This window comes from Pseudomonas nicosulfuronedens (assembly GCF_005877905.1).
GTDB classification, from domain to species: domain Bacteria; phylum Pseudomonadota; class Gammaproteobacteria; order Pseudomonadales; family Pseudomonadaceae; genus Pseudomonas; species Pseudomonas nicosulfuronedens.
This window is the reverse complement of sequence record NZ_SWDV01000030.1, coordinates 36,698-56,462: the sequence shown is the minus strand read 5'-3', so window position 1 is coordinate 56,462 and position 19,765 is coordinate 36,698. Positions and strand designations below refer to the sequence as shown.

14 protein-coding genes are annotated in these 19,765 nt (G+C 66.0%); 6 read left to right on the top strand and 8 right to left on the bottom strand.

All coding sequences use genetic code 11. The annotated features are described in order from the left end of the window. Window positions 1-56 precede the first annotated feature (56 nt). Entirely contained in the window at window positions 57-1,823 is a 1,767-nt protein-coding gene (locus FAS41_RS21390) for a response regulator (protein ID WP_138525437.1), read from the top strand. A gap of 174 nt (window positions 1,824-1,997) precedes the next feature. Here FAS41_RS21390 and FAS41_RS21385 read toward each other — a convergent pair whose 3' ends face one another. From FAS41_RS21385 to FAS41_RS21355, 7 genes are all read right to left on the bottom strand, one after another. After that, window positions 1,998-3,086 carry a glycerophosphodiester phosphodiesterase gene (locus FAS41_RS21385; RefSeq protein WP_138525436.1) on the bottom strand — a complete coding sequence of 363 codons (1,089 nt, stop codon included), beginning with the start codon at window positions 3,084-3,086 and terminating at the stop codon, window positions 1,998-2,000. Window positions 3,087-3,215: 129 nt separating this feature from the next. Beyond that, window positions 3,216-5,408 carry a catalase/peroxidase HPI gene (katG, locus tag FAS41_RS21380; protein WP_138525435.1) on the bottom strand — a complete coding sequence of 731 codons (2,193 nt, stop codon included), beginning with the start codon at window positions 5,406-5,408 and terminating at the stop codon, window positions 3,216-3,218. A gap of 296 nt (window positions 5,409-5,704) precedes the next feature. Further along, window positions 5,705-7,546, bottom strand: a complete 1,842-nt coding sequence (locus FAS41_RS21375; RefSeq protein WP_138525434.1) for an amidohydrolase — start codon at window positions 7,544-7,546, stop codon at window positions 5,705-5,707. Between the two features lie 11 nt (window positions 7,547-7,557). Beyond that, a complete protein-coding gene (locus FAS41_RS21370) occupies window positions 7,558-8,376 on the bottom strand; it encodes an alpha/beta fold hydrolase (RefSeq protein ID WP_138525433.1) in 819 nt (272 codons plus the stop codon). Window positions 8,377-8,446: 70 nt separating this feature from the next. After that, window positions 8,447-9,016, bottom strand: coding sequence for a putative antibiotic biosynthesis monooxygenase (locus tag FAS41_RS21365; protein WP_138525432.1), 570 nt, complete (start codon window positions 9,014-9,016; stop codon window positions 8,447-8,449). A gap of 260 nt (window positions 9,017-9,276) precedes the next feature. Beyond that, complete coding sequence (locus FAS41_RS21360; RefSeq protein WP_138525431.1) at window positions 9,277-10,647, bottom strand: ATP-binding protein; 1,371 nt, start codon at window positions 10,645-10,647, stop codon at window positions 9,277-9,279. A gap of 204 nt (window positions 10,648-10,851) precedes the next feature. After that, entirely contained in the window at window positions 10,852-11,808 is a 957-nt protein-coding gene (locus tag FAS41_RS21355) for a GlxA family transcriptional regulator (protein ID WP_171049529.1), read from the bottom strand. A gap of 337 nt (window positions 11,809-12,145) precedes the next feature. Between FAS41_RS21355 and FAS41_RS21350 the strand changes: the two genes are divergently transcribed. The 3 genes from FAS41_RS21350 (at window position 12,146) to FAS41_RS21340 (ending at window position 14,542) form a co-directional block, all read left to right on the top strand. Next, complete coding sequence (locus FAS41_RS21350) at window positions 12,146-12,802, top strand: hydrolase (RefSeq protein ID WP_138525430.1); 657 nt, start codon at window positions 12,146-12,148, stop codon at window positions 12,800-12,802. Between the two features lie 61 nt (window positions 12,803-12,863). Then, the gene (locus FAS41_RS21345; RefSeq protein ID WP_138525429.1) at window positions 12,864-13,280 is read left to right on the top strand and encodes a DoxX family protein; all 417 of its coding nucleotides are present in this window, start codon (window positions 12,864-12,866) and stop codon (window positions 13,278-13,280) included. Further along, the gene (locus tag FAS41_RS21340) at window positions 13,277-14,542 is read left to right on the top strand and encodes an OprD family porin (RefSeq protein ID WP_138525428.1); all 1,266 of its coding nucleotides are present in this window, start codon (window positions 13,277-13,279) and stop codon (window positions 14,540-14,542) included. The genes FAS41_RS21345 and FAS41_RS21340 overlap by 4 nt, the downstream gene beginning before the upstream one ends. Window positions 14,543-14,788: 246 nt before the next feature. Here FAS41_RS21340 and FAS41_RS21335 read toward each other — a convergent pair whose 3' ends face one another. Next, window positions 14,789-15,700, bottom strand: a complete 912-nt coding sequence (locus FAS41_RS21335; protein WP_138525427.1) for a LysR substrate-binding domain-containing protein — start codon at window positions 15,698-15,700, stop codon at window positions 14,789-14,791. Window positions 15,701-15,917: 217 nt separating this feature from the next. Here FAS41_RS21335 and FAS41_RS21330 point away from each other — a divergent pair, with 217 nt between their 5' ends. Together FAS41_RS21330 and FAS41_RS21325 are read left to right on the top strand one after the other, a co-directional pair. After that, window positions 15,918-16,469 carry an AraC family transcriptional regulator gene (locus FAS41_RS21330; RefSeq protein ID WP_138525426.1) on the top strand — a complete coding sequence of 184 codons (552 nt, stop codon included), beginning with the start codon at window positions 15,918-15,920 and terminating at the stop codon, window positions 16,467-16,469. A 412-nt stretch (window positions 16,470-16,881) separates the two neighbouring features. Further along, window positions 16,882-19,593 (top strand): cation-transporting P-type ATPase, encoded by a 2,712-nt coding sequence (locus tag FAS41_RS21325; RefSeq protein ID WP_138525425.1) that lies wholly within the window; start codon window positions 16,882-16,884, stop codon window positions 19,591-19,593. Window positions 19,594-19,765: the final 172 nt, after the last annotated feature.

The following is a 19,765-nucleotide window of genomic DNA, read 5'->3' as shown; positions in this document are numbered from 1 at the left end:
GCAGGACGGGCGGAAATGCTCTAGCGTTGAACGAGACTTCGACAAGGAAAAATGCCATGGGCCAGGTGCTGATCGCCGACGGACATCCGGTCACCCGCCATGCCGTCCGCGTGCTGCTGGAGAGCGAAGGCCACGCCATCGCCGGCGAGGCCGAGGACGGTCTGGACGCCCTGCGCCTGAGCCTGGAACGCCCCGCGGACCTGCTGATCCTCGACATCGACCTGTCGCGCCTCAACGGCCTGGACGTGATGGCGCGGCTCAAGGCGCACGGCGTCGACTTGCCGGTGCTCGCGTTCAGCGCCCAGGACTCGGAGCACATCGTCGGACGCTTCCTGCAGGGCGGTGCCTCGGGCTTCGTCAGCAAGCACGACGACTTGCGTGAGCTGAGCCTGGCCGTGGCCATGCTGCTGCGCGGCCGCAGCTACTTTCCCATGCGTCTGCTGGGCAACGTCAATCTGCCCCAGGTGCGCAGCGGTGAGCGCGAGCGGGTGGCCAGCCTGTCCAACCGCGAACTTTCCGTGCTGTATTTCCTCGCCAGCGGGCGCAACAACCACCAGATCGCCCATGAGCTGACCATCAGCGAGAAGACCGTCAGCACCTACCGCACGCGCCTGCAGCACAAGCTCAACCTGCACAGCCTGGCGGAACTGATCGACTTCGCCCGGCGCAACGCGCTGGTGGCCGCCCCCCAGGCCGAACCCGAGCAGCCGGCGCCGGCCAGCGACGAACTGGTGATGCTGCGCAGCCTGGTCGACAGCCTGCCCGATGCGCTCTACGTACGCGATACCGGTGGCCGCCTGGTGCATGCCAACCTCGCCTTCCTGCGCCTCTACGACGTCGACCTAGCCGAGGTGCTGGGCACCCGAGCCATGGACGTGGATTGGTACGCGCCGGCCCAGGCCGAACTGCTGCACCAGTACTTCCTACAGGCCGTGGCCGCCGAACAGGCCTTCGCCCGCGACATCGAGCTGCGCATCCACGGCCAGCGCCGTGTGTTGCACCACTGGGGCAAGCCCTACCGCGACGCCCAGGGGCGGCTGCTCGGAATGATCTGCGGCAGCGCCGACATCACCGGCCGCCAGGACCGCCTGCGCGCCATCGAGGCGGACAAGCAGCAGGCCGAGCTGAGCAACCGGCAGAAACTCAACTTCCTGGTGCGGGCGAGCAACGAGTTCAGCCTGCCGCTAGGGGCGATGCACGGCCTGCTGGAGATGGTCCTGCAGCGCGCCAGCCTGGAGCCGGCCGACCGCCAGGCGCTGGAGTGGATCGACGGCACCAGCCGCGACCTGCTCAGGCTGACCGCCGACCTGCGCCAGATCGCCCGCCTGGAAAGTGGCGAGGAGCAGATGCAGAGCCTGCCATTGAGCCTGGAAGAACTGTTGCACGCCGCACTGGCCAGCGCCGCTGCGCCGGCCAGCGTCAAGGGGTTGAAGCTTGAGGTCGAAGTGGCACCACCGCTGGATCAAGCGGTACTGGGCGATCCCTTGCTGCTGCGCAAGATCCTCGACTACCTGCTGGCCTACCTGATCCGCGAAACCACCGCCGGCATCCTGCGCATCGGCCTGCATGGGCAGGTCGAGCACGAGCACCTGTCCGTCCGTCTCAACGCAGCCCCCATCGCCAGTACCCCGGAAGACCCGCTGGCAGTCTACTCGCTGGAAGAACTGGCCGCCGACGCTGCACGACAGATGCTGCAGGACGCGCCAGTCGGCCTGATCGTCGCCAAACGACTGGTGGGGCTGCTCAAGGGCGAGCTGGTACTCGCAAGCCCTCCCGGCCAGGGGGCGACCGTGAGCCTGCACCTGTCCCTGCCGCTGGCGTAGAGCTCTCGCTGGACAGGTTGGGAGGCGTAGGGCAACAACGCGCCAGCGCTGCCCCCATTCGCTTTTCCTAGGATGGCGTGGAGCGCAGCGATACCCATCAGGCCCACGTGCCGGCAGCATGGGTATCGCTGCGCTCCACCCATCCTACAGATCGAGCCACGCCGCCCTCTTCCTTCAGTAGCCAACGGATTTCAGCACCTCGCCCACCCCCTGGCTCGGCGGGCGGCCAAGGAAGCGCAGCAACTGGTCGGTGCGATTGGTGAAGAAGCCGTCCACGCCGGCTTTGCTCAACTGGTCGAAGTCCACCGCGTCATCGACCGTGTAGGCATGCACGAACAGACCACGCTCATGGGCGGCCTGGTTCATCCAAGGCTGCACCAGGTCCATGTAGCTCTGGTCGCCACGGGCGGTCAGGGTCACCGAAGGGCCGACACCCAGGGCGCCATTGGCCTTGGCCCAATCCAGCCAGGCGAAGAGTTCTTCCCTGGATTTCACTTCCTGGCGGGCATAGAAGTCTGCTTTGATCTTCTCGCCGGACTGGGCGAAGGTCGTCGGGCTCTTCGCCGCCAGGTAGCCATCGCCCACCCACAACAACAGGATCTTCGGCACCTTCGGCATGCTCTTCTGCAGCAGCTCCAGGCTGCTCTTCTCGAAGGTCTGCAACACGATCTTGCCCTGGGGTTCGCCATCGGCGTTGAGCCAACCGCGGTTTTCCAGCACCTTGCGCAGGTCTTCCTCGATGCCCGGGAACTGCCCCGGCGCCTTGGTTTCCAGGTAAAGGCCCGGGGTTTCGCCACCGCCTTCGGCGATGTCGATCAGCTCATCGAGGGTCAGGATGCGTACACCCACGTACTTGGAACGCGCGCGCTCGGGATAGGCGGCGTTGAACCAGCTGCCGGCGTCCAGGCGCTTGAGCTCGGCCAGGGTGAACTGACTCACCGGCGCCTTTTCACGACCCGGGAAGACCTTGGCGACGTCGGTGGTGCGCTCCAGGGTGTCATCGTGCACCGCTACCAGCACGCCGTCCTTGGTGCGCTGCAGGTCCGCTTCCAGGTAATCCGCCCCCAGGTCGCGGGCCGCGAGGTAGGCCGGCGCGGTTTCTTCCGGGGCGTCGTGGGAAGCCCCCCGGTGAGCGATTACCGTCGGCCAGGGAACGCCGGCAGCCTCGCTCAGCGTGCGGCCGGGCGATTCCTCGGCGCTGGCGGTGACACTGGCGACAGCCAGTACGAAGGTGCCCAGTACAGCAGCGAGACAACGGCGCATAGGCGAAAGCCCCCCTTTCCCGATTGAGCGGCCCAGTCTGCCGGCGGCCTGTGAACATCCTGCGACGGCTGGAACGACAAGGCCCGCGAACGATCGCTCGTTCGCGGGCCTTTGCTCTTCCCTGCCCGATCAGCGCGGCAGGTCGAAGCGGTCGAGGTTCATCACCTTGGTCCAGGCCTTGACGAAGTCATGGACGAACTTGCGTTCGCCGTCCGAGCAACCATAGACCTCCGACAACGCCCGCAGCTGGGAGTTTGATCCCAGTAGCAGGTCGATGCGGCTGCCGGTCCACCTGGCTTCGCCGGTCTTGCGGTCGCGGCCCTCGAACTGGTCGTTGGCGTCCGAGGTCGGCTTCCACACCGTCCCCATGTCCAGCAGGTTGACGAAGAAGTCGTTGCTGAGTGTGCCGGGGCGCGCGGTGAACACGCCGTTCTGCGAGCCACCGGTGTTGGCGCCGAGCACACGCAGGCCGCCGATCAGCGCGGTGACTTCCGGCGCGGTCAGGGTCAGCAACTGCGCCTTGTCGATCAGCAACGCTTCGGCCGGCACCGAGAACTTCGACTTCTGGAAGTTGCGGAAGCCATCGGCCACCGGTTCCAGCATGCCCACCGAGTGCACGTCGGTCTGCTCCTGGCTGGCGTCCATGCGGCCCGGCGCGAACGGCACGCTGACCTTGTGGCCACCCTTGCGCGCGGCCTCTTCCACGCCGGCATCGCCGGCCAGGACGATCAGGTCGGCCAGAGAGATCTTCTTGCCGCCAGCAGCGGAGGCGTTGAACTCGGACTGGATTTCACCCAGCACGCCGAGCACCTTGGCCAGCTGTTCGGGCTGGTTCACCGGCCAGTCCTTCTGCGGCGCCAGGCGGATGCGCGCGCCGTTGGCGCCGCCGCGCTTGTCGGAGCCACGGAAGGTCGAGGCCGAAGCCCAGGCAGTGGACACCAGCTCGCCGACCGACAGGCCCGAAGCCAGCACCTTGGCCTTGAGCGCAGCAATGTCGGCATCATCCACCAGCGGGTGGTTGACCGCCGGAATCGGGTCTTGCCAGATCAGCTCTTCCTTCGGCACTTCCGGGCCCAGGTAGCGAGCCAGCGGGCCCATGTCGCGGTGGGTCAGCTTGAACCAGGCACGGGCAAAAGCGTCGGCGAACGCTTCGGGATCTTCGTAGAAACGACGGGAAATCTTCTCGTAGGCCGGGTCGACGCGCAGCGAGATGTCGGTGGTCAGCATCGACGGCGCGCGGCGCTTGGATTTGTCATGGGCATCGGGAATGCTGCCAGCACCCGCGCCATTCTTCGGTTGCCACTGGTGGGCGCCGGCCGGGCTCTTGGTCAGTTCCCACTCGTAGCCGAACAGGTTCCAGAAGAAGTTGTTGCTCCAGCGCGTCGGTGTGGACGTCCAGGTGACTTCCAGGCCACTGGTGATGGCGTCGCCGCCCGAGCCCGTGCCGAACTTGCTGACCCAGCCCAGGCCCTGGCTTTCCAGGCCGCCGGCTTCCGGGTCGACGCCGACGTTGTCCGCAGGGCCCGCGCCGTGGGTCTTGCCGAAGGTGTGGCCGCCGGCGATCAGGGCAACGGTTTCCTCGTCGTCCATGGCCATGCGGGCGAAGGTCTCGCGGATGTCGCGGGCAGCGGCTACCGGATCGGGGTTGCCGTTGGGGCCCTCGGGGTTCACGTAGATCAGACCCATCTGCACGGCGGCCAGAGGGTTTTCCAGGTCTCGCTCACCGGTGTAGCGCTTGTCGCCGCCCAGCCAGGTGGTCTCCTCGCCCCAGTACACGTCCATGTCCGGTTCCCAGACATCTTCGCGGCCGCCGGCGAAGCCGAAGGTCTTGAAGCCCATGGATTCCAGGGCGACGTTGCCGGTGAGGACGATCAGGTCGGCCCAGGACAGCTTGGCGCCGTACTTCTGCTTGATCGGCCAGATCAGCCGGCGGGCCTTGTCCAGGCTGACGTTGTCCGGCCAGCTGTTGAGCGGGGCGAAGCGCTGCTGGCCACGGCCGGCGCCGCCACGGCCATCGCCGATGCGGTAGGTGCCGGCGGCGTGCCAGGCCATGCGGATGAACAGCGGGCCGTAGTGGCCGAAGTCGGCCGGCCACCAGTCCTGGGAGTCGGTCATCACGGCGCGCAGGTCGGCCTTGACCGCTTCCAGGTCGAGGGTCTTGAAGGCCTCGGCGTAGTTGAAGTCCTCACCCATGGGGTTGGACTTGGAAGAATGCTGGTGCAGCAGGTCCAGCCTCAGCTGGTTCGGCCACCAGTCACGGTTGGAAGTACCACCACCAGCGGTCTGGTGGAACGGGCAGCTACCTTTCTTTTCTTCACTCATTGCAGGCTCCTTGGGGGCGCCTATCGTTGGCGCCTTGTATTCGCACAACCCATCAGAAGATAGATCAACTGGGCGAGGCTGCTATTGCAGTTTTCGATTGGCTCGGACGGTAAAAGGCTATCGATGGGGATGGCGAAAAGCCTTGTTACAGAGGGGATGCGCCGGAGGGGCCGGCGCTGGGCGGTTGGCGGGCGTGGCCCGCTCCTGCAGGTTGGGTTGAAGCGCTCGTGGCCTTGCAGGAGCCGGCCATGCCCCGCGATCGGCATACGGCCCTTGCGGACCGCACCGTTACTCCATCAGAAGGCGAAGCAGGAACAGCCGAAGGCGCCCCAGAACCCGGCGAAGTCGCTTACCGGCACGTCTTTGGTACGCGCCCGTTCATGGCTGTGGCCATGGACACCGCAGGAGCCGATGCACTGGTGCACGGCCTGCTGCAGCGGAGCCTGCGGCCGCCAGTGGCCGGGGACCATGGCCACCGGAGACCATTCCGGCACCACCGGGATGCTCGGCGGGGCCAGTTTGTCGAATTCTCGGTCGCCGTGGACGATCTTGCCGCCCACCACGGTGAGCACCGACTCGATGGTCTTGATCGCCTCTTCCTCGACGCTGAAGAAGTCCTCCGAGAGTACCGCCAGGTCCGCCAGTTGGCCGGCCTTGAGCATGCCCTTCTTGCCCTGCTCGCTGGAGAACCAGGCGCTGCCGTGGGTGAAGAGCTGGATCGCCACTTCACGGCTCAGCCCTTCCGGGTAGAGGCTCAGGCCGCCCACGGTCTTGCCACTGACCATCCAGTACAGCGAGGTCCAGGGGTTGTAGCTGGACACGCGGGTGGCGTCGGTACCTGCGCCCACCGGCACGCCTTCGGCCAGCATGCGCTTGATCGGCGGCGTCGCCTCGGCGGCCTGTTTGCCGTAGCGATCGACGAAGTACTCGCCCTGGAAGGCCATGCGGTCCTGGATGGCGATACCGCCGCCCAGCGCCCTCACCCGCTCGATGTTCTTCGGCGTGATGGTTTCGGCGTGGTCGAAGAACCACGGCAGGCCGTTGAATGGAATGTCGCGGTTGACCTTCTCGAACACGTCGAGCATGCGCGAGATGGACTCGTCATAGGTCGCGTGCAGGCGGAACGGCCAACGCTGTTCGACCAGGTGACGTACCACCGGCTCCAGCTCGGCTTCCATGGTGCCGGGCAGGTCCGGACGCGGTTCGAGGAAGTCCTCGAAGTCCGCCGCCGAGAACACCAGCATCTCGCCCGCGCCGTTGTGGCGCAGGAAGTCGGTGCCCTGGCCGTAGGTCACGCTGCTGGTCCAGTTCTTGAAGTCCGCCAGTTCTTCCTTGGGCTTCTGGGTGAACAGGTTGTACGCGATGCGCACGGTGAGCTGATCGGCGTCGGCCAGCTGCTGGATCACCTGGTAGTCGTCCGGGTAGTTCTGGAAGCCGCCACCGGCGTCGATCACGCTGGTCAGGCCGAGGCGGTTCAGCTCACGCATGAACTGGCGGGTCGAGTTGACCTGGTACTCCAGCGGCAGCTTCGGTCCCTTGGCCAGGGTTGCGTAAAGGATCATCGCGTTGGGACGGGCGATCAGCATGCCGGTGGGCTCGCCGTTGCTGTCACGGACGATCTCGCCGCCGGGCGGGTTCGGGGTGTCCTTGGTGTAGCCAACGACGCGCAACGCAGCGCGGTTGAGCAGTGCGCGGTCATACAGGTGCAGGACGAACACCGGGGTATCCGGCGCCGCCTTGTTCAATTCCTCGATGGTCGGCAGGCGGCGCTCGGCGAACTGGAATTCGTTCCAGCCACCCACTACGCGCACCCACTGCGGCGACGGCGTGCGCTGGGCCTGCAGGCGCAGCATCTCCAGCGCGTCGGAAAGCGACGGTACGCCCTCCCAGCGCAGTTCGAGGTTGTAGTTCAGGCCACCGCGGATCAGGTGCAGGTGCGAGTCGTTGAGGCCGGGGATGACGGTGCGGCGGTTGAGGTCGACCAGTTTCGTCGACTCGTCGCGGTAGGCCATCGCCTGGGCGTCGGTGCCAACCACCAGGAACTTGCCGTCGGCGATGGCCACGGCCGTGGCGTGCGGGCGCTCCGGGTCGACGGTGTGCAGCTTGCCGTTGAACAGGATCAGGTCTGCGTTGCTCATATTCGGGTACCTCAGTATTGCAGGAAGGCCAGCAGGTCTTCGTTGAGTTGTTGCGCGTGGGTCACGGCAAAGCCATGGGGTGCGCCGGCGTAGACCTTGAGTTCAGCGCCCGCGATCTGCTGGGCGGCCAGCTTGCCGGTGGTCTCGAACGGCACGATCTGGTCGTCGTCGCCGTGGATGACCAGGGTCGGCACGTCGACCTTGGCCAGGTCGGCGCGGAAGTCGGTCTCGGAGAAGGCGCTGACGCAGTCCAGCGTGCCTTTGAGCGACGCCAGCAGAGCGATGTTGAGGGTCTGGGTGAGCACGCCGTCGGAGACTTTCTGGCCATGGTTGGTGCCGTAGAACGGCGCCGCGAAGTCGGCGATGAACTGGGCGCGATCCTGCAGCAGGCCGGCCTTGATGCCGTCGAACACGCCCTTCTCGACGCCCTGGGGGAAGTCGGCGGACTGGCCGAAGATCGGCGTTACGGCGCCCAGCAGGACCAGGCCGGCGACGCGGGAGGTGCCATGACGGCCGATGTAGCGGCTGACGTCGCCGCCGCCCATGGAGAAGCCCACCAGCGTCACGTCACGCAGGTCCAGGTGCTCGATCAGGCCGGCGATGTCATCGGCGAAAGTGTCGTAGTCGTAGCCGTTCCACGGCTGGCTGGAGCGACCGAAACCGCGACGGTCGAAAGCGATGGTGCGGTAGCCGCGGCTGCTCAGGTACTGCATCTGGTATTCCCACATGTCGCCGTCCAGCGGCCAACCGTGGCTGAACAGCACAGGTTTGCCGCTGCCCCAGTCCTTGTAATAGATCTCGGTGCCGTCGCGGGTAACGAAAGTGCTCATGGAAACTCCTCTGCCTGCCATGCAGGACGATGGGATACGGGCGCCACGCGGGCGCCTGGGGAGGGAAAGCTCAGTTGGCATTCAGCCAGCCGGCACAGCGACGGGTCACCCACGGCATGATCAGGTAGACCACCGGGAGTACGATGCACAGGGTCACCAGCAGGTTGCTCGGCACCACGCCGGCCAGCACCGGGAAGCGCTCGAACGCAGGCCCCCAGAGCGGCGGGATGACCATGGTCAGCGGGCTGATCACCAGATAGGTGAGCAGGGCCTGCTTCCATTTCGGCGGCTGGCGCACGTTGCCGTGCTCGGGGGTGAACCAGAATTCGGCGTCGTTGTGGATCAGTGGGTGATCGCCCTCTTCCAGCAGCGGCAGGACTTCGGCGACCAGCTCGGCGCGCTCGCGGGAGTCGATCCAGGCTTGCAGCTGGCCGGCGCGGGCGAAGCGCACCACGGTGGTGAACATCGCGCCCTCGCCGTCCGGACGGATCACGTTCACACCCAGGTGCCCCGGCTGCCGGCGCGCCGCGGCGACAGTGCGGCGCAGCCAGGCCTCGTAGCTGGGCAGGGCTTCACAACGCACCTTGTGGTGCACCACCAGCGTCACCACGCTGTTCAGATCGATGGTTTCGGCGCTCATGGGTGTCCCGGACTCATGATTGAGGTCCGGTCACTATGAACGAGGAAGCTGCCGGCCTATTGGACGCATGTGCTGGGTTGGGGCCCTACTGTGGTGATGAGCCGACTTGTAGGAGCGAGCTTGCTCGCGAACCCGCTTCACGCGGGTCGATCCGGTATTGGGCGGTTCGCGAGCAAGGACTAGGCGTCCCCCTCGGTCCTACGAAAAGCGTCAATGTGCGCGACGGGAAGAACGGGAGGCCAGGCTCTTGCAGGAGCGGATCAGGCCGCAGAGCTGGCGACCTCGACCTGGCGCAGGTACGCACGGGCCGTGTTCGGCACGCGGTAGCGTACCTCGCACTCGCCCTGCTCCACCCACAGCAGCGACTTGTCCGCCAGTTGCCGCACGGCGGCGAACACGCATTCGCGGCACCAGCGCTTGTCATCCAGCGAGGCGACCGCGGTATCCAGGGTGAAGTCATCCGCCAGTTGGGCGAGCAACCCCAGGCAGCGCTGCTCTGCAGCGTCGAGCAGGCCGTAGCTCCAGTCGTAGGTCGCACGCAGGTTCTGCTGGCGCGCCGGGGCGGTGCGGCGGCCGGGCATCAACAGTTGCATCGGTGTGTCCAGCAGTGCCGGCAGCCCGGCGAGGCCAAGGATTCCCACCTGCCGCGCGGCCATCTCGATGGCCAGGGGAATGCCGTCCAGCCGCCGGCAGATGTCGATGATCGCGCGCACTTGCCCGGATTTGAGTTCAAAGCGGTCGCAGACCTCCCGCGCGCGCATCACGAACAGTTGCACTGCCGAACTGCACATGGCCAGCGCGAGCGGCGCATCGTCCTGCACAGGTACCTCCAGCGGCGGCAGGCGTACCACGCGCTCGCCCTCCGCGCGCAGCGGCTCACGACTGGTGGCCAGGATGCTCAGTGCTGGGTGCAGGCGCAACAGGTGCTCCACCGCCTCGGCGCAGCGCTCGGCGAGGTGTTCGCAGTTATCCAGCAACAGCAGGGTCGCTTCAGGGGCCGGCTCGCGCAGGAGAATGGCGAGGCTCTGGCTGAGGGAGACACCGTCGGGATCTGCGGACAGGTCGAGGAAGCGCACCTGGTTGAAATGCTTGCCGAGCTGCTCGGCGGCGTGGATCGCCAGGGACGTCTTGCCCATGCCACCGGGGCCGACCAGGGTCATCAGGCGCGTGGCGGGCATCTGCTTCACCACCCGCTCAAGCAGCGCCTGGCGGCCGACCAGGCCCATCAGCAGCACCGGCAGGTTGCTGGCGCGCACCTCGCAAGGCCGTGTCACCGCCCGCGCCGGAGCGACCACGCTCTCCACCACACCGACGAAGCCATAGCCGCGCAACGGCACGTTGGCGATGTAGCGCTCACCCGTGCGGCCTTCGCCGAGGGCACGACGCAGGGCCGCGATGTGCACACGCAGGTTGATCTCCTCGACCACGGTGTCACCCCAGACCTCCCCGATGATCACATCCTTGCCGATGATCTCGCCGGGCTGGCGGATCAGCACCTGGAGAATGTCCAGCGCCCGGCTGCCGATACGCACCGGGCGATCGCCCTGCAACAGCTGGCGCTTGTAGGGGTGAAACTGGAAGCGACCGAACTGCAGGATGGTCTCGGTGCGGTTTTCCGTGCTTGCGCTCATGTCCTGCTCACGTCTGCGGATCTGACGGATCGCTCTACAACGGGTCCTCCAGGCGATCTGGCCAGTACCGAGGTGACGCGCCCCTGATGATTGGTCAGGGTATTCTCCCGCCCCCGTGTGACAGCGCAATTCCCGCGGGGGGAAGGATTCGGCCAACTTGGGTGCGCCAGACGGTCAACCCGCGAAAATTGCGGCGCACTGCCATCAGGCGAAGCCGAATTGCTCGCGATACTGGCTCGGTGTCATGCCGATGCGCTCGCCGAACACCGTGCGCATGTGCCGAGGGCTGCCAAAGCCGCTGCGACAGGCTACCTGCTTGAGCGGCAGGTCGCTGCTCTCCAGCAGCTTGCGCGCGTGGTCGATGCGCGCGCTCTGCACGTACTGCATGGGCGTCATGCTGGTCTCGCGCTGGAAGGCGCGGGCAAAATTGCGCGGGCTCATGGCCACCCGCTCGGCCAGGCGGTTCACCGTCAGCGGCTCGTCGATGTGGTCCACCACGTAGGCCTGGGCGCGGGCGATCACTGAGCCGTCGCGCACCACCGAGACCAATAGCGGGCCGAACGGGGTCTGACCACCCTGGCGCTTGAGCACCACCAGCAGCACCTTGGCGACCTCCAGGGCGATCTCCTTGCCATGGTCCTCGGCGACTACTGCCAGCGCCATGTCGATGCCAGCGGTGACCCCTCCGGAGGTGATCAGGTTGCGGTCGATGACGTAGATGCGCTCGGCCTGTACCTGAGCGCGCGGGTAGAGCTGTGCCAGCCGTTCCAGGTAGTTCCAGTGGGTGGTGCAGCGGTAGCCGTCGAGCAACCCGGCGGCGCCGAGCAGGAAGGCGCCGGTGCACACTGCACCATAGCGTTTCGCGGCGCGCGCCGCTGTCGGCAGCCAGGCGTTGAGCATCTGGTTGTCGCCGTTGTAGGCACCGGGTCCGCCGGGTACCAGCAGCAGGTCCACACCGGCGAGCAGCGCTTCCAGCGGCAGGTCGGCGCTCATCTTCAAGCCACTGGAGGCACGCACACCGTCGGCCTTCGTCGCCACTGTCAGCAGACGGTAATGCCGCTCCGGCGGCAAGTAGCGATTGGCCATGGAGAACACCTCCATCGGTCCGGTCACATCCAGCGCCAGCACATCGTCGTACAGCACCATGGCCACTGTTTTCATTCTTCTACTCGCACGCAAACGGGGCTTGGCGGTCTCGCGTGCCCCGGTATCAGGAAAAAACCACTGTACCCATTCACCGCGTCGGCGAATCGCACATTTGCATCATTCTGCGCCGGCCGGGCTGAGCACACAGGTCCAATAAATGCCAGGCCGGCGACACCATAGTCTGCCCAATGCAGCCTGCGGGCAGGCCTTGCAGAACTGCAAAGTGCCCCTGCAAGGCTGTCTGTTCCGCACCTTTCGCCGATCGGCAAAGATGCCTCCACGGTTCGGCACCGACCACAACGGACCGGACCCAACGACCACTTGAACCCCATCATCCAGAAGGACGACCCCCATGACCGCCATCGCCAAAGCCGTTCCCGGCAAGACCCTGCTCAACCCTTCCGATCACACCCTGATCATGATCGACCACCAGTCGCAGATGGCTTTCGCCACCAAGTCCATCGACGCAGTGACCCTGCGCAACAACGCAGCCCTGGTGTCCAAGGCGGCCAAGGAATTCGGCGTCTCCACCATCCTCACCACCGTCGCCGAGAAGAGCTTCTCCGGCCCGATGTTCGACGAGATCAAGTCGGTCTTCCCCGACCACAACGTCATCGACCGCACCAGCATGAACACCTGGGAAGACCCGCGCATCGCCGTGGAAGTGAACAAGTTCGGCAAGCAGAAGATCGTCCTCGCCGGCCTCTGGACCTCCGTGTGCATCGTCGGCCCAGCCCTGTCGGCCATTGACCAGGGCTTCGAGGTCTACGTGATCGCCGACGCCTGCGGCGATGTCTCCACCGAGGCCCACGAGATGGCGATGCAACGAATGATCCAACTGGGCGCCCGCCCCATGACCTCCGTGCAATACCTGCTGGAGCTGCAGCGTGACTGGGCTCGCGGCGAAACCTACAACCAGACCGTCAAGACCGCCATCGAGAACGGCGGCGCCTATGGCTTGGGCCTGATCTACGCCAAGTCCATGTTCAACGCCAGCGAAGGCCACTGAGCCTGAGCGCCAGAAAAAGGGCGGCATTGCCGCCCTTTTTCTTTGCCCCGGACAACCCACCATGCCGACCCACGACCGCTCCCCTGCCCTGGCGCTCCTGTTCATGCGGGTGACAGCCGCCCTGCTGCTCCTGCAGGTACACGGGCTACCCAAGCTGCTGCACTGGCAAAGCGAGCTGCAGCACATCGAAGACCCCTTCGGCCTCGGCGCCGTGCCGACCCTGGCGCTGGCGGTGTTCGCCGAAGTGCTCTGCCCGATCCTGCTGATCCTCGGGGTTTTCGCGCGCCTCGCCTGCCTGCCGGTGATCGCCGTGCTGCTGGTGGCGCTGCTGTTCGTCCATCCGCAATGGTCGCTGGAAGAAGGCCAGTTCGCCTGGTGGATGCTGATTCTCTTCACCGGCCTGGCGATCGCCGGCCCCGGCGCTTATCGCCTTCCCCTGCCCCGTTTCGTGACAGCCCTGATGGAGCCGCGCCCGTGAAAAGCCCGCTGATACCCTGCCTCCTGGCGCTGGCCTGCACCCAGGCCCAGGCCGCCGACTGGTCGCTGCTGTCGCGCAACTACTTCCTCGACAACGACTACCGCAGCCCCGGCCCCAACGGCCAGAGCCTGCGGCGCGAATGGGCGCAGGGTTTCATCGGCAGGTTCAGCAGCGATGTCACGCCCGGCACCATCGGCCTGGGCGTCGATGCCCACGCCTTCCTTGGCCTGAAGCTCGACGGTGGCCGAGGTCACGCCGGCACCGGTTTGCTGCCGCTGGACAGCGACGGCCGCAGCGAGAGCGAGTACTCCGATGCCGGCGGCGCGCTGCGCCTGGTGCACGAGAAAACCAGCCTCGCCTGGGGTGAGATGGAAGTGGCAACCCCGGTGTTCGACACCGGTGACAAGCGCCTGCAACCCGAATACGCCACCGGCTGGTTTCTCGACGACCGGAGCCTGCCGGGCCTGCGCCTGCAAGCCGGGCGCTTCACCGCCTTCAAGAACCAGAATTCCAGCTCCAGCCACGGCGAGTTCGAAGGCTACGGCGCCAGCACCCGCTTCGGCGGCCTGAGCCTGGCCGGCGCCACCTGGAGCGCGCCGGATGCCACCTGGGGCGGCGCGCTCTACGCCAGCCAGCTGGACGACGTCTGGCACCAGGCCTATGCCAACCTCAACGGCCGCTTCGGTCGCTGGTCGGTGGACGCCAACCTCTACAAGACCGGCGACGCCGGCAGCGCCCGTGCCGGGAACATCGACACCCTGGCGTGGAGCCTGCTGGGCAAGGTCGCGCTGGGTAGTCACGCGTTGAGCCTGGGCTACCAGCAGATAGACGGCGACACGCCATTCGACTTCGTCGGCGGCGACTCTATCTACCTCGCCAACTCCATCAAGTACGCCGACTTCAACGGCCCCGGCGAGCGCTCCTGGCAGGCCCGCTACCAGTGGGACGGCGCCAGCTCCGGCCTTGCCGGGCTGACCCTCTCGGCGCGCTATGTGCGCGGCAGTGACATCGACGGCACCCACGCCCCTTGCGGCGGCGCCTACAACCCCATGGAAGGCGGCGCCTGCCAGCCCGCCTACGGTGATGGCGGGAAGCATTGGGAGCGCGACCTGGATGTTCGCTACGTAGTGCAGTCCGGCCCGGCCAAGGACCTGGCACTGAGCGTCGCGCAGGTCTCCCACCGCGCCAACGACGCCCAGGGTGGCGCGGATATCGACCGTATCTACGTGATCATCGAGTACCCGATCAAGGGCATGTTCTGAGCCTGCGGCCCCACCTGCGCAGGGCGGATAACGCGCCAGCGTTATCCGCCACAACTGAACCGGCGGATAGCCTGTTCCAGGTTATTCGCCTCACGATTCTGAGCCGTTTACGGGTAAGACCCGCTTGAGGATTCCACTGGAAAAGCACGTCGCAGGATGGAGTGGAGCGATACCCATCATTACCCTGCTCCATCGGCATGGGTATCGCTGCGCTCCACCCATCCTACAAATGCCGATGAATTCCGTTCACGGCACCGGCGCGCTCATGTACTCGACCATCCGTTCGCGCAGCCAGCGTTCGGCCGGGTCGTTGTCGTGGGCGGCGCTCCAGACCAGGGAGAGCTCAGCCGGCTTGATCTCCAGCGGCGGGTCTTCGGCGCGCAGGCAGCTGTCTTCCACCAGCGCGCAGGCCGCGTAGTCAGGGACGGTGGCGATCATCTCGGTGTTGCGCAGCAGCGCGCGCAGGCTGCCGAACTGCGGCACGGCGAGCACCACGCGACGACGGCGATCGATGCGCTCCAGGTCCAGATCGATGGCGCCGTTCAGGTCGCCGGAGAACGACACCATCACGTGCGGCCGCGAGCAGTATTCGTCCAGGCTCAGCGGGCCGGGTCGGCTGTCACCGCGCAGCACCTTCACGCCGATATCGCGCAGCTTGCGACGCTTGGCGTTGGCCGGCAGATCAGTGGTGTAGCTGACTCCGGCAGTGATCTCGCCGGAAGACAGCAGCGCCGGCATCAACAGGAAGTTGGCGCGGCGCACCACCACCGTGATGTTCGGCGCATCCTGCTGCAGGCGCGCCAGCAGCGCGGGGAACAGGCCGAATTCGGCATCGTCGGAGAGGCCCAGGCGGAAGACGTTGCAGCTGCTCTCAGGCTCGAAGGTCTTGGCGCGGCTGACCGCAGCGGAGATCACATCCATCGCCGGGCGCAGTTCCTCGAAGATGTGCAGCGCCCGACTGGTAGGTTCCATGGCGCGGCCGGCGCGCACCAGCAGCGGGTCGTCGAACAGGTCGCGCAGGCGCGCCAGGGCGGCGCTGACGGTGGACTGGGTGATGAACAGCTTCTCGCCGACGCGGGTGAGGTTCCGCTCCAGCATCAGGGATTCGAAGATCACCAGCAGGTTCATGTCCAGGCGGCGCAGGTCGTTTCGGTTCATGGCTGGTCGCTCGGGGCTGTGGGAGTGGGCATCTTTGCACAAGACGAGGGCCTCGCCAGTCGACCACGTAACACAGCGATCTTATTGGACGCATGTGCTTGATGGCGGCCTCTGAGCGCAATTCGATTGAGCATCGGATCACCTTGATTTACCTTGTGTTTTTCCTTAATCGAAGCCGCTTTACGCCGCCGCTGGAAGCTAACAGAAGAGAGACGCCATGCCCGCACCTGCCCACCAGGTAGCGACCATGCTCGCCCCCCAGACCCACCGCCTGGTCCGGCAGCTCATGGAGGAGCTGGAAAGCCAGGGAGACGGCCTCCACCAGGCCAGCCAGCGCCTTTGCCAGCACCTGCTGGAACACTACCGGCTGCCTGAGCCCCGCAACGATGGAGCAGATACCGGCGAACGCCTCGCCCTGGCCCCCTGGCAGGAGCGCAAGGCCAAGGACATCCTCGCCGGCAGCCTGCTCAGCCGCCTGTACATTGCCGATGTCGCCGAGCAGTGCGGCCTGTCGCGCAGCCACTTTTCCCGCGCCTTCAAACAGGCCACCGGGCTCGCGCCACGGGAATGGGCGCTGCGCCTGCGCATCGACCGTGCCCGCGAGTTGCTGGCCAGCGGCGACGCGCCAATCTCCCAGGTCGGCCAGGAATGCGGCTTCGCCGACCAGTCCCACTTCTGCCGCAGCTTTCGCAAGCTGGCGGGCTGCACACCGAACCGCTGGCGGCAGGCCAGTCGGGTGGGCGGGACACAGGAATTGGCCTCTTCGTAGGAGCGGACTCCGTCCGCGATGTTTTCATCCAACTCCGGATGGGTCCGAGCGGCCATGAGTTTCGTAGGGCGCATAACCTGGAACAGGTTATCCGCCAGACGCGCCACCGGCGGATAACTCTGGCGCGTTATCCGCCCTACCTTCTGTTCGCGAGCAAGCTCGCTCCTACAGGGTTGGCATGAAGGGATAACCCTGAGCTCGCCGATGCGCTCTTCGTAGGAGCGGGCCACGCCCGCGATCGCGGACAAGGTCCGCATATTCAGATTCAAATCTTCCATTCAGCTTCGTTCAGCCATGGTTCAGCGAGGATCGGCCGAATCTTGAGGTATGACAGTCCTACAGCGATTTCCTAGGTCTACGCTTCCCTGCAGTTAATCACCTTTCCCACTTGGCAGGAGCCGGGAGTCAGAGCATGACTGCACAGCAAACCACCGACGGCAAACCACAAACCACCGACTGGTACCGCAAGAGCGTCGACCAGACCCTGGCCGATCTGCAGACCAGCGCGGAAGGCCTCTCCCCCGACGAAGCCGAGGCGAGGCTGCTGCGCGTCGGCCCCAACGCCTTGCCGGCCAAGGACGTCGACCCACTCTGGCTGCGCTTCGCCCGGCACTTCAACGACGTGCTGATCTACATCCTCCTGGCCGCCGCCGTGGCCACCGCGCTGATGGGCCACTGGACCGACACCATCGTCATCCTGCTGGTGGCAGTGATCAACGCCGGCATCGGCTTCTTCCAGGAGAACAAGGCGGAGAAATCCCTCGCCGCCCTGCGCGGCATGCTCAGCAGCACCGCCCACGTGGTGCGCAACGGCAAGAAGATCGAACTGGACGCCAGCCAGCTGGTACCCGGCGACATCGTCATCCTGCGCCCCGGAGACAAGATTCCCGCCGACGTGCGCCTGTTCGACGTGCACCACCTGCAGGTCGAAGAGTCCATGCTCACTGGCGAATCACTCACCGTCGGCAAGCAGGCCGACGCGCTGGACACCGAAGCGCTGCTGGCCGACCGCCTGAACCTCGGCTTCTCCGGCACCAACGTCAGCGCCGGCAACGCCCGCGGCGTGGTGATCGAGACCGGCGGCAATACCGAACTGGGCCGCATCAACAAGCTGATCGCCAACGTCGACGAAAGCGAAACCCCGCTGCTGCGGCAGATCGCCGAGCTGGGCAAACGCATCTTCCAGCTGATCATCGGCATGATGGTGGCGCTGTTCATCATCGGCTTCTTCTGGCACGACTACCCGTTCGGCGAACTGCTGCTGTCGCTGATCAGCCTGGCCGTGGCCTCGGTCCCCGAGGGCCTGCCGGCCATCGTCTCGATCATCCTGTCGCTGGGCGTGCAACGCATGGCGCAGAACAAGGCGATCATCCGCAAGCTGCCGACCGTGGAAACCCTGGGCGCCATGAGCGTGATCTGCTCGGACAAGACCGGCACCCTGACCATGAACGAGATGACCGTGAAGAGCGTGCTGCTCGCCAACGGTCTCTACAGCGTCGAAGGCCAGAGCTACGAGCCCAAGGGCCGCATCACCTTCGGCGGTACCAGCGACGAGCTCGACTGGTCGCAGCACGGTGCGCTGGATGCCCTCATCCGCGCGGTCGACATCTGCAACGACAGCAGCCTGCAACTCAATGACGAAGGGCGCTGGGGTGTAGTCGGCGGCCCCACCGAGGGCGCGCTGAAAGTCCTGGCGCGCAAGGCGGACCTGCCGGAGATCGAGTTCCAGAAGTTCGGCAAGATTCCCTTCGACTCCGCCTACAAGTACATGGCGCGCCGTTGCGACGTTGCCGGCCAGAGCCTGATCTACCTCAAGGGCGCGCCCGACGTGCTGCTGCGCGTGTGCCAACAGCAACTCGGTGCCAACGGCGTGGAGCCGCTGGACCGCGAGTACTGGGAGCGCGAGATGAGCTTCATCGCCGGGCAAGGCCTGCGCATGCTCGCCGCCGCCTACAAGCCGGTACAGCCCGATGACGGCGTGATCGACCACGAGGACGTACAGGACGGCATGATCTTCCTCGGCGTTGCCGGCCTGCTCGACCCGCCGCGCCCGGAAGCCATCGAGGCCATCGCGCTGTGCAAGCGCGCCGGCATCCAGGTGAAGATGATCACTGGCGACCACCCGGACACCGCCGTGGCCATCGCCGGCATGCTCGGCATGGGCAACGACCTGCGCGCCATGACCGGCCAGGAGCTGGAACAGGCCGATGATACCCAGCTGAAATCCCTCGCCATGCAGTACTCGGTGTTCGCCCGCACCAGCCCCGAGCACAAGCTGCGCCTGGTGCGTGCACTGCAGGCCAACGAGGAAGTGGTCGGCATGACCGGCGACGGGGTCAACGACGCCCCGGCGCTGAAACAGGCCGACGTCGGCATCGCCATGGGCATCAAGGGCACCGAGGTGACCAAGGAAGCCGCCGACATGGTGCTCACCGACGACAACTTCTCCACCATCGCCGGCGCCGTGCGCGAGGGCCGCCGGGTCTACGACAACCTGAAGAAGACCGTGCTGTTCATCCTGCCGACCAACATGGCCCAGGGCCTGCTGATCGTCATGGCGATCCTCGCCGGCGCGGTGATCCCGCTGGCGCCGCTACAGATTCTCTGGATGAACATGGCGACCTCCACCACCTTGTCCTTCGCCCTGGCCTTCGAGCCCGGCGAGCCGGGGATGATGCGTCGGCCGCCGCGTAACGCGAAGGAATCGATCCTCAACGGCTTCGCGGTCTGGCGGGTGCTCTATGTGGGCGGCCTGCTCACCGCCGCGGCCTTCCTGCTGGAAGCCTGGATGGTCAGCAACGGCCAGGACACCGACCACATCCGCACCATGATCCTGCACACCCTGGTTACCGCGCAGTGGGCCTACCTGTTCAACTGCCGGTTGCAGGAAGAGTTCTCGCTGAACACGGCGCTGCTGCGCAACGGCGCGCTGCTCACCGTGACCCTGGCGCTGATCCTGCTGCAGTGCTTCGTGATCTACGTGCCCTTCATGCAGACCGCCTTCCACACCGTCGCCCTGCCCTTCAGCGGCTGGCTGATCTCGCTGGGCATCGGCATCGCGGTGTTCTTCGCGGTGGAACTGGAGAAACTGGTGATCCGCCGCTGGAAAGCCTCGCGCGGTTGACAGGCTTCTCGTAGGAGCGAGCTTGCTCGCGAACAGCCCCAAGCCCCTCCCTCGCCGGAGGGGCTTTTTTTGGCCTGTACGCACTAACCTGCGTGCCCTGTAAGGCAGACCGGCGTCAGCCCGTTCGCGAGCAAGCTCGCTCCTACAGATCGGCGCCAGTATGTGAGTCCAT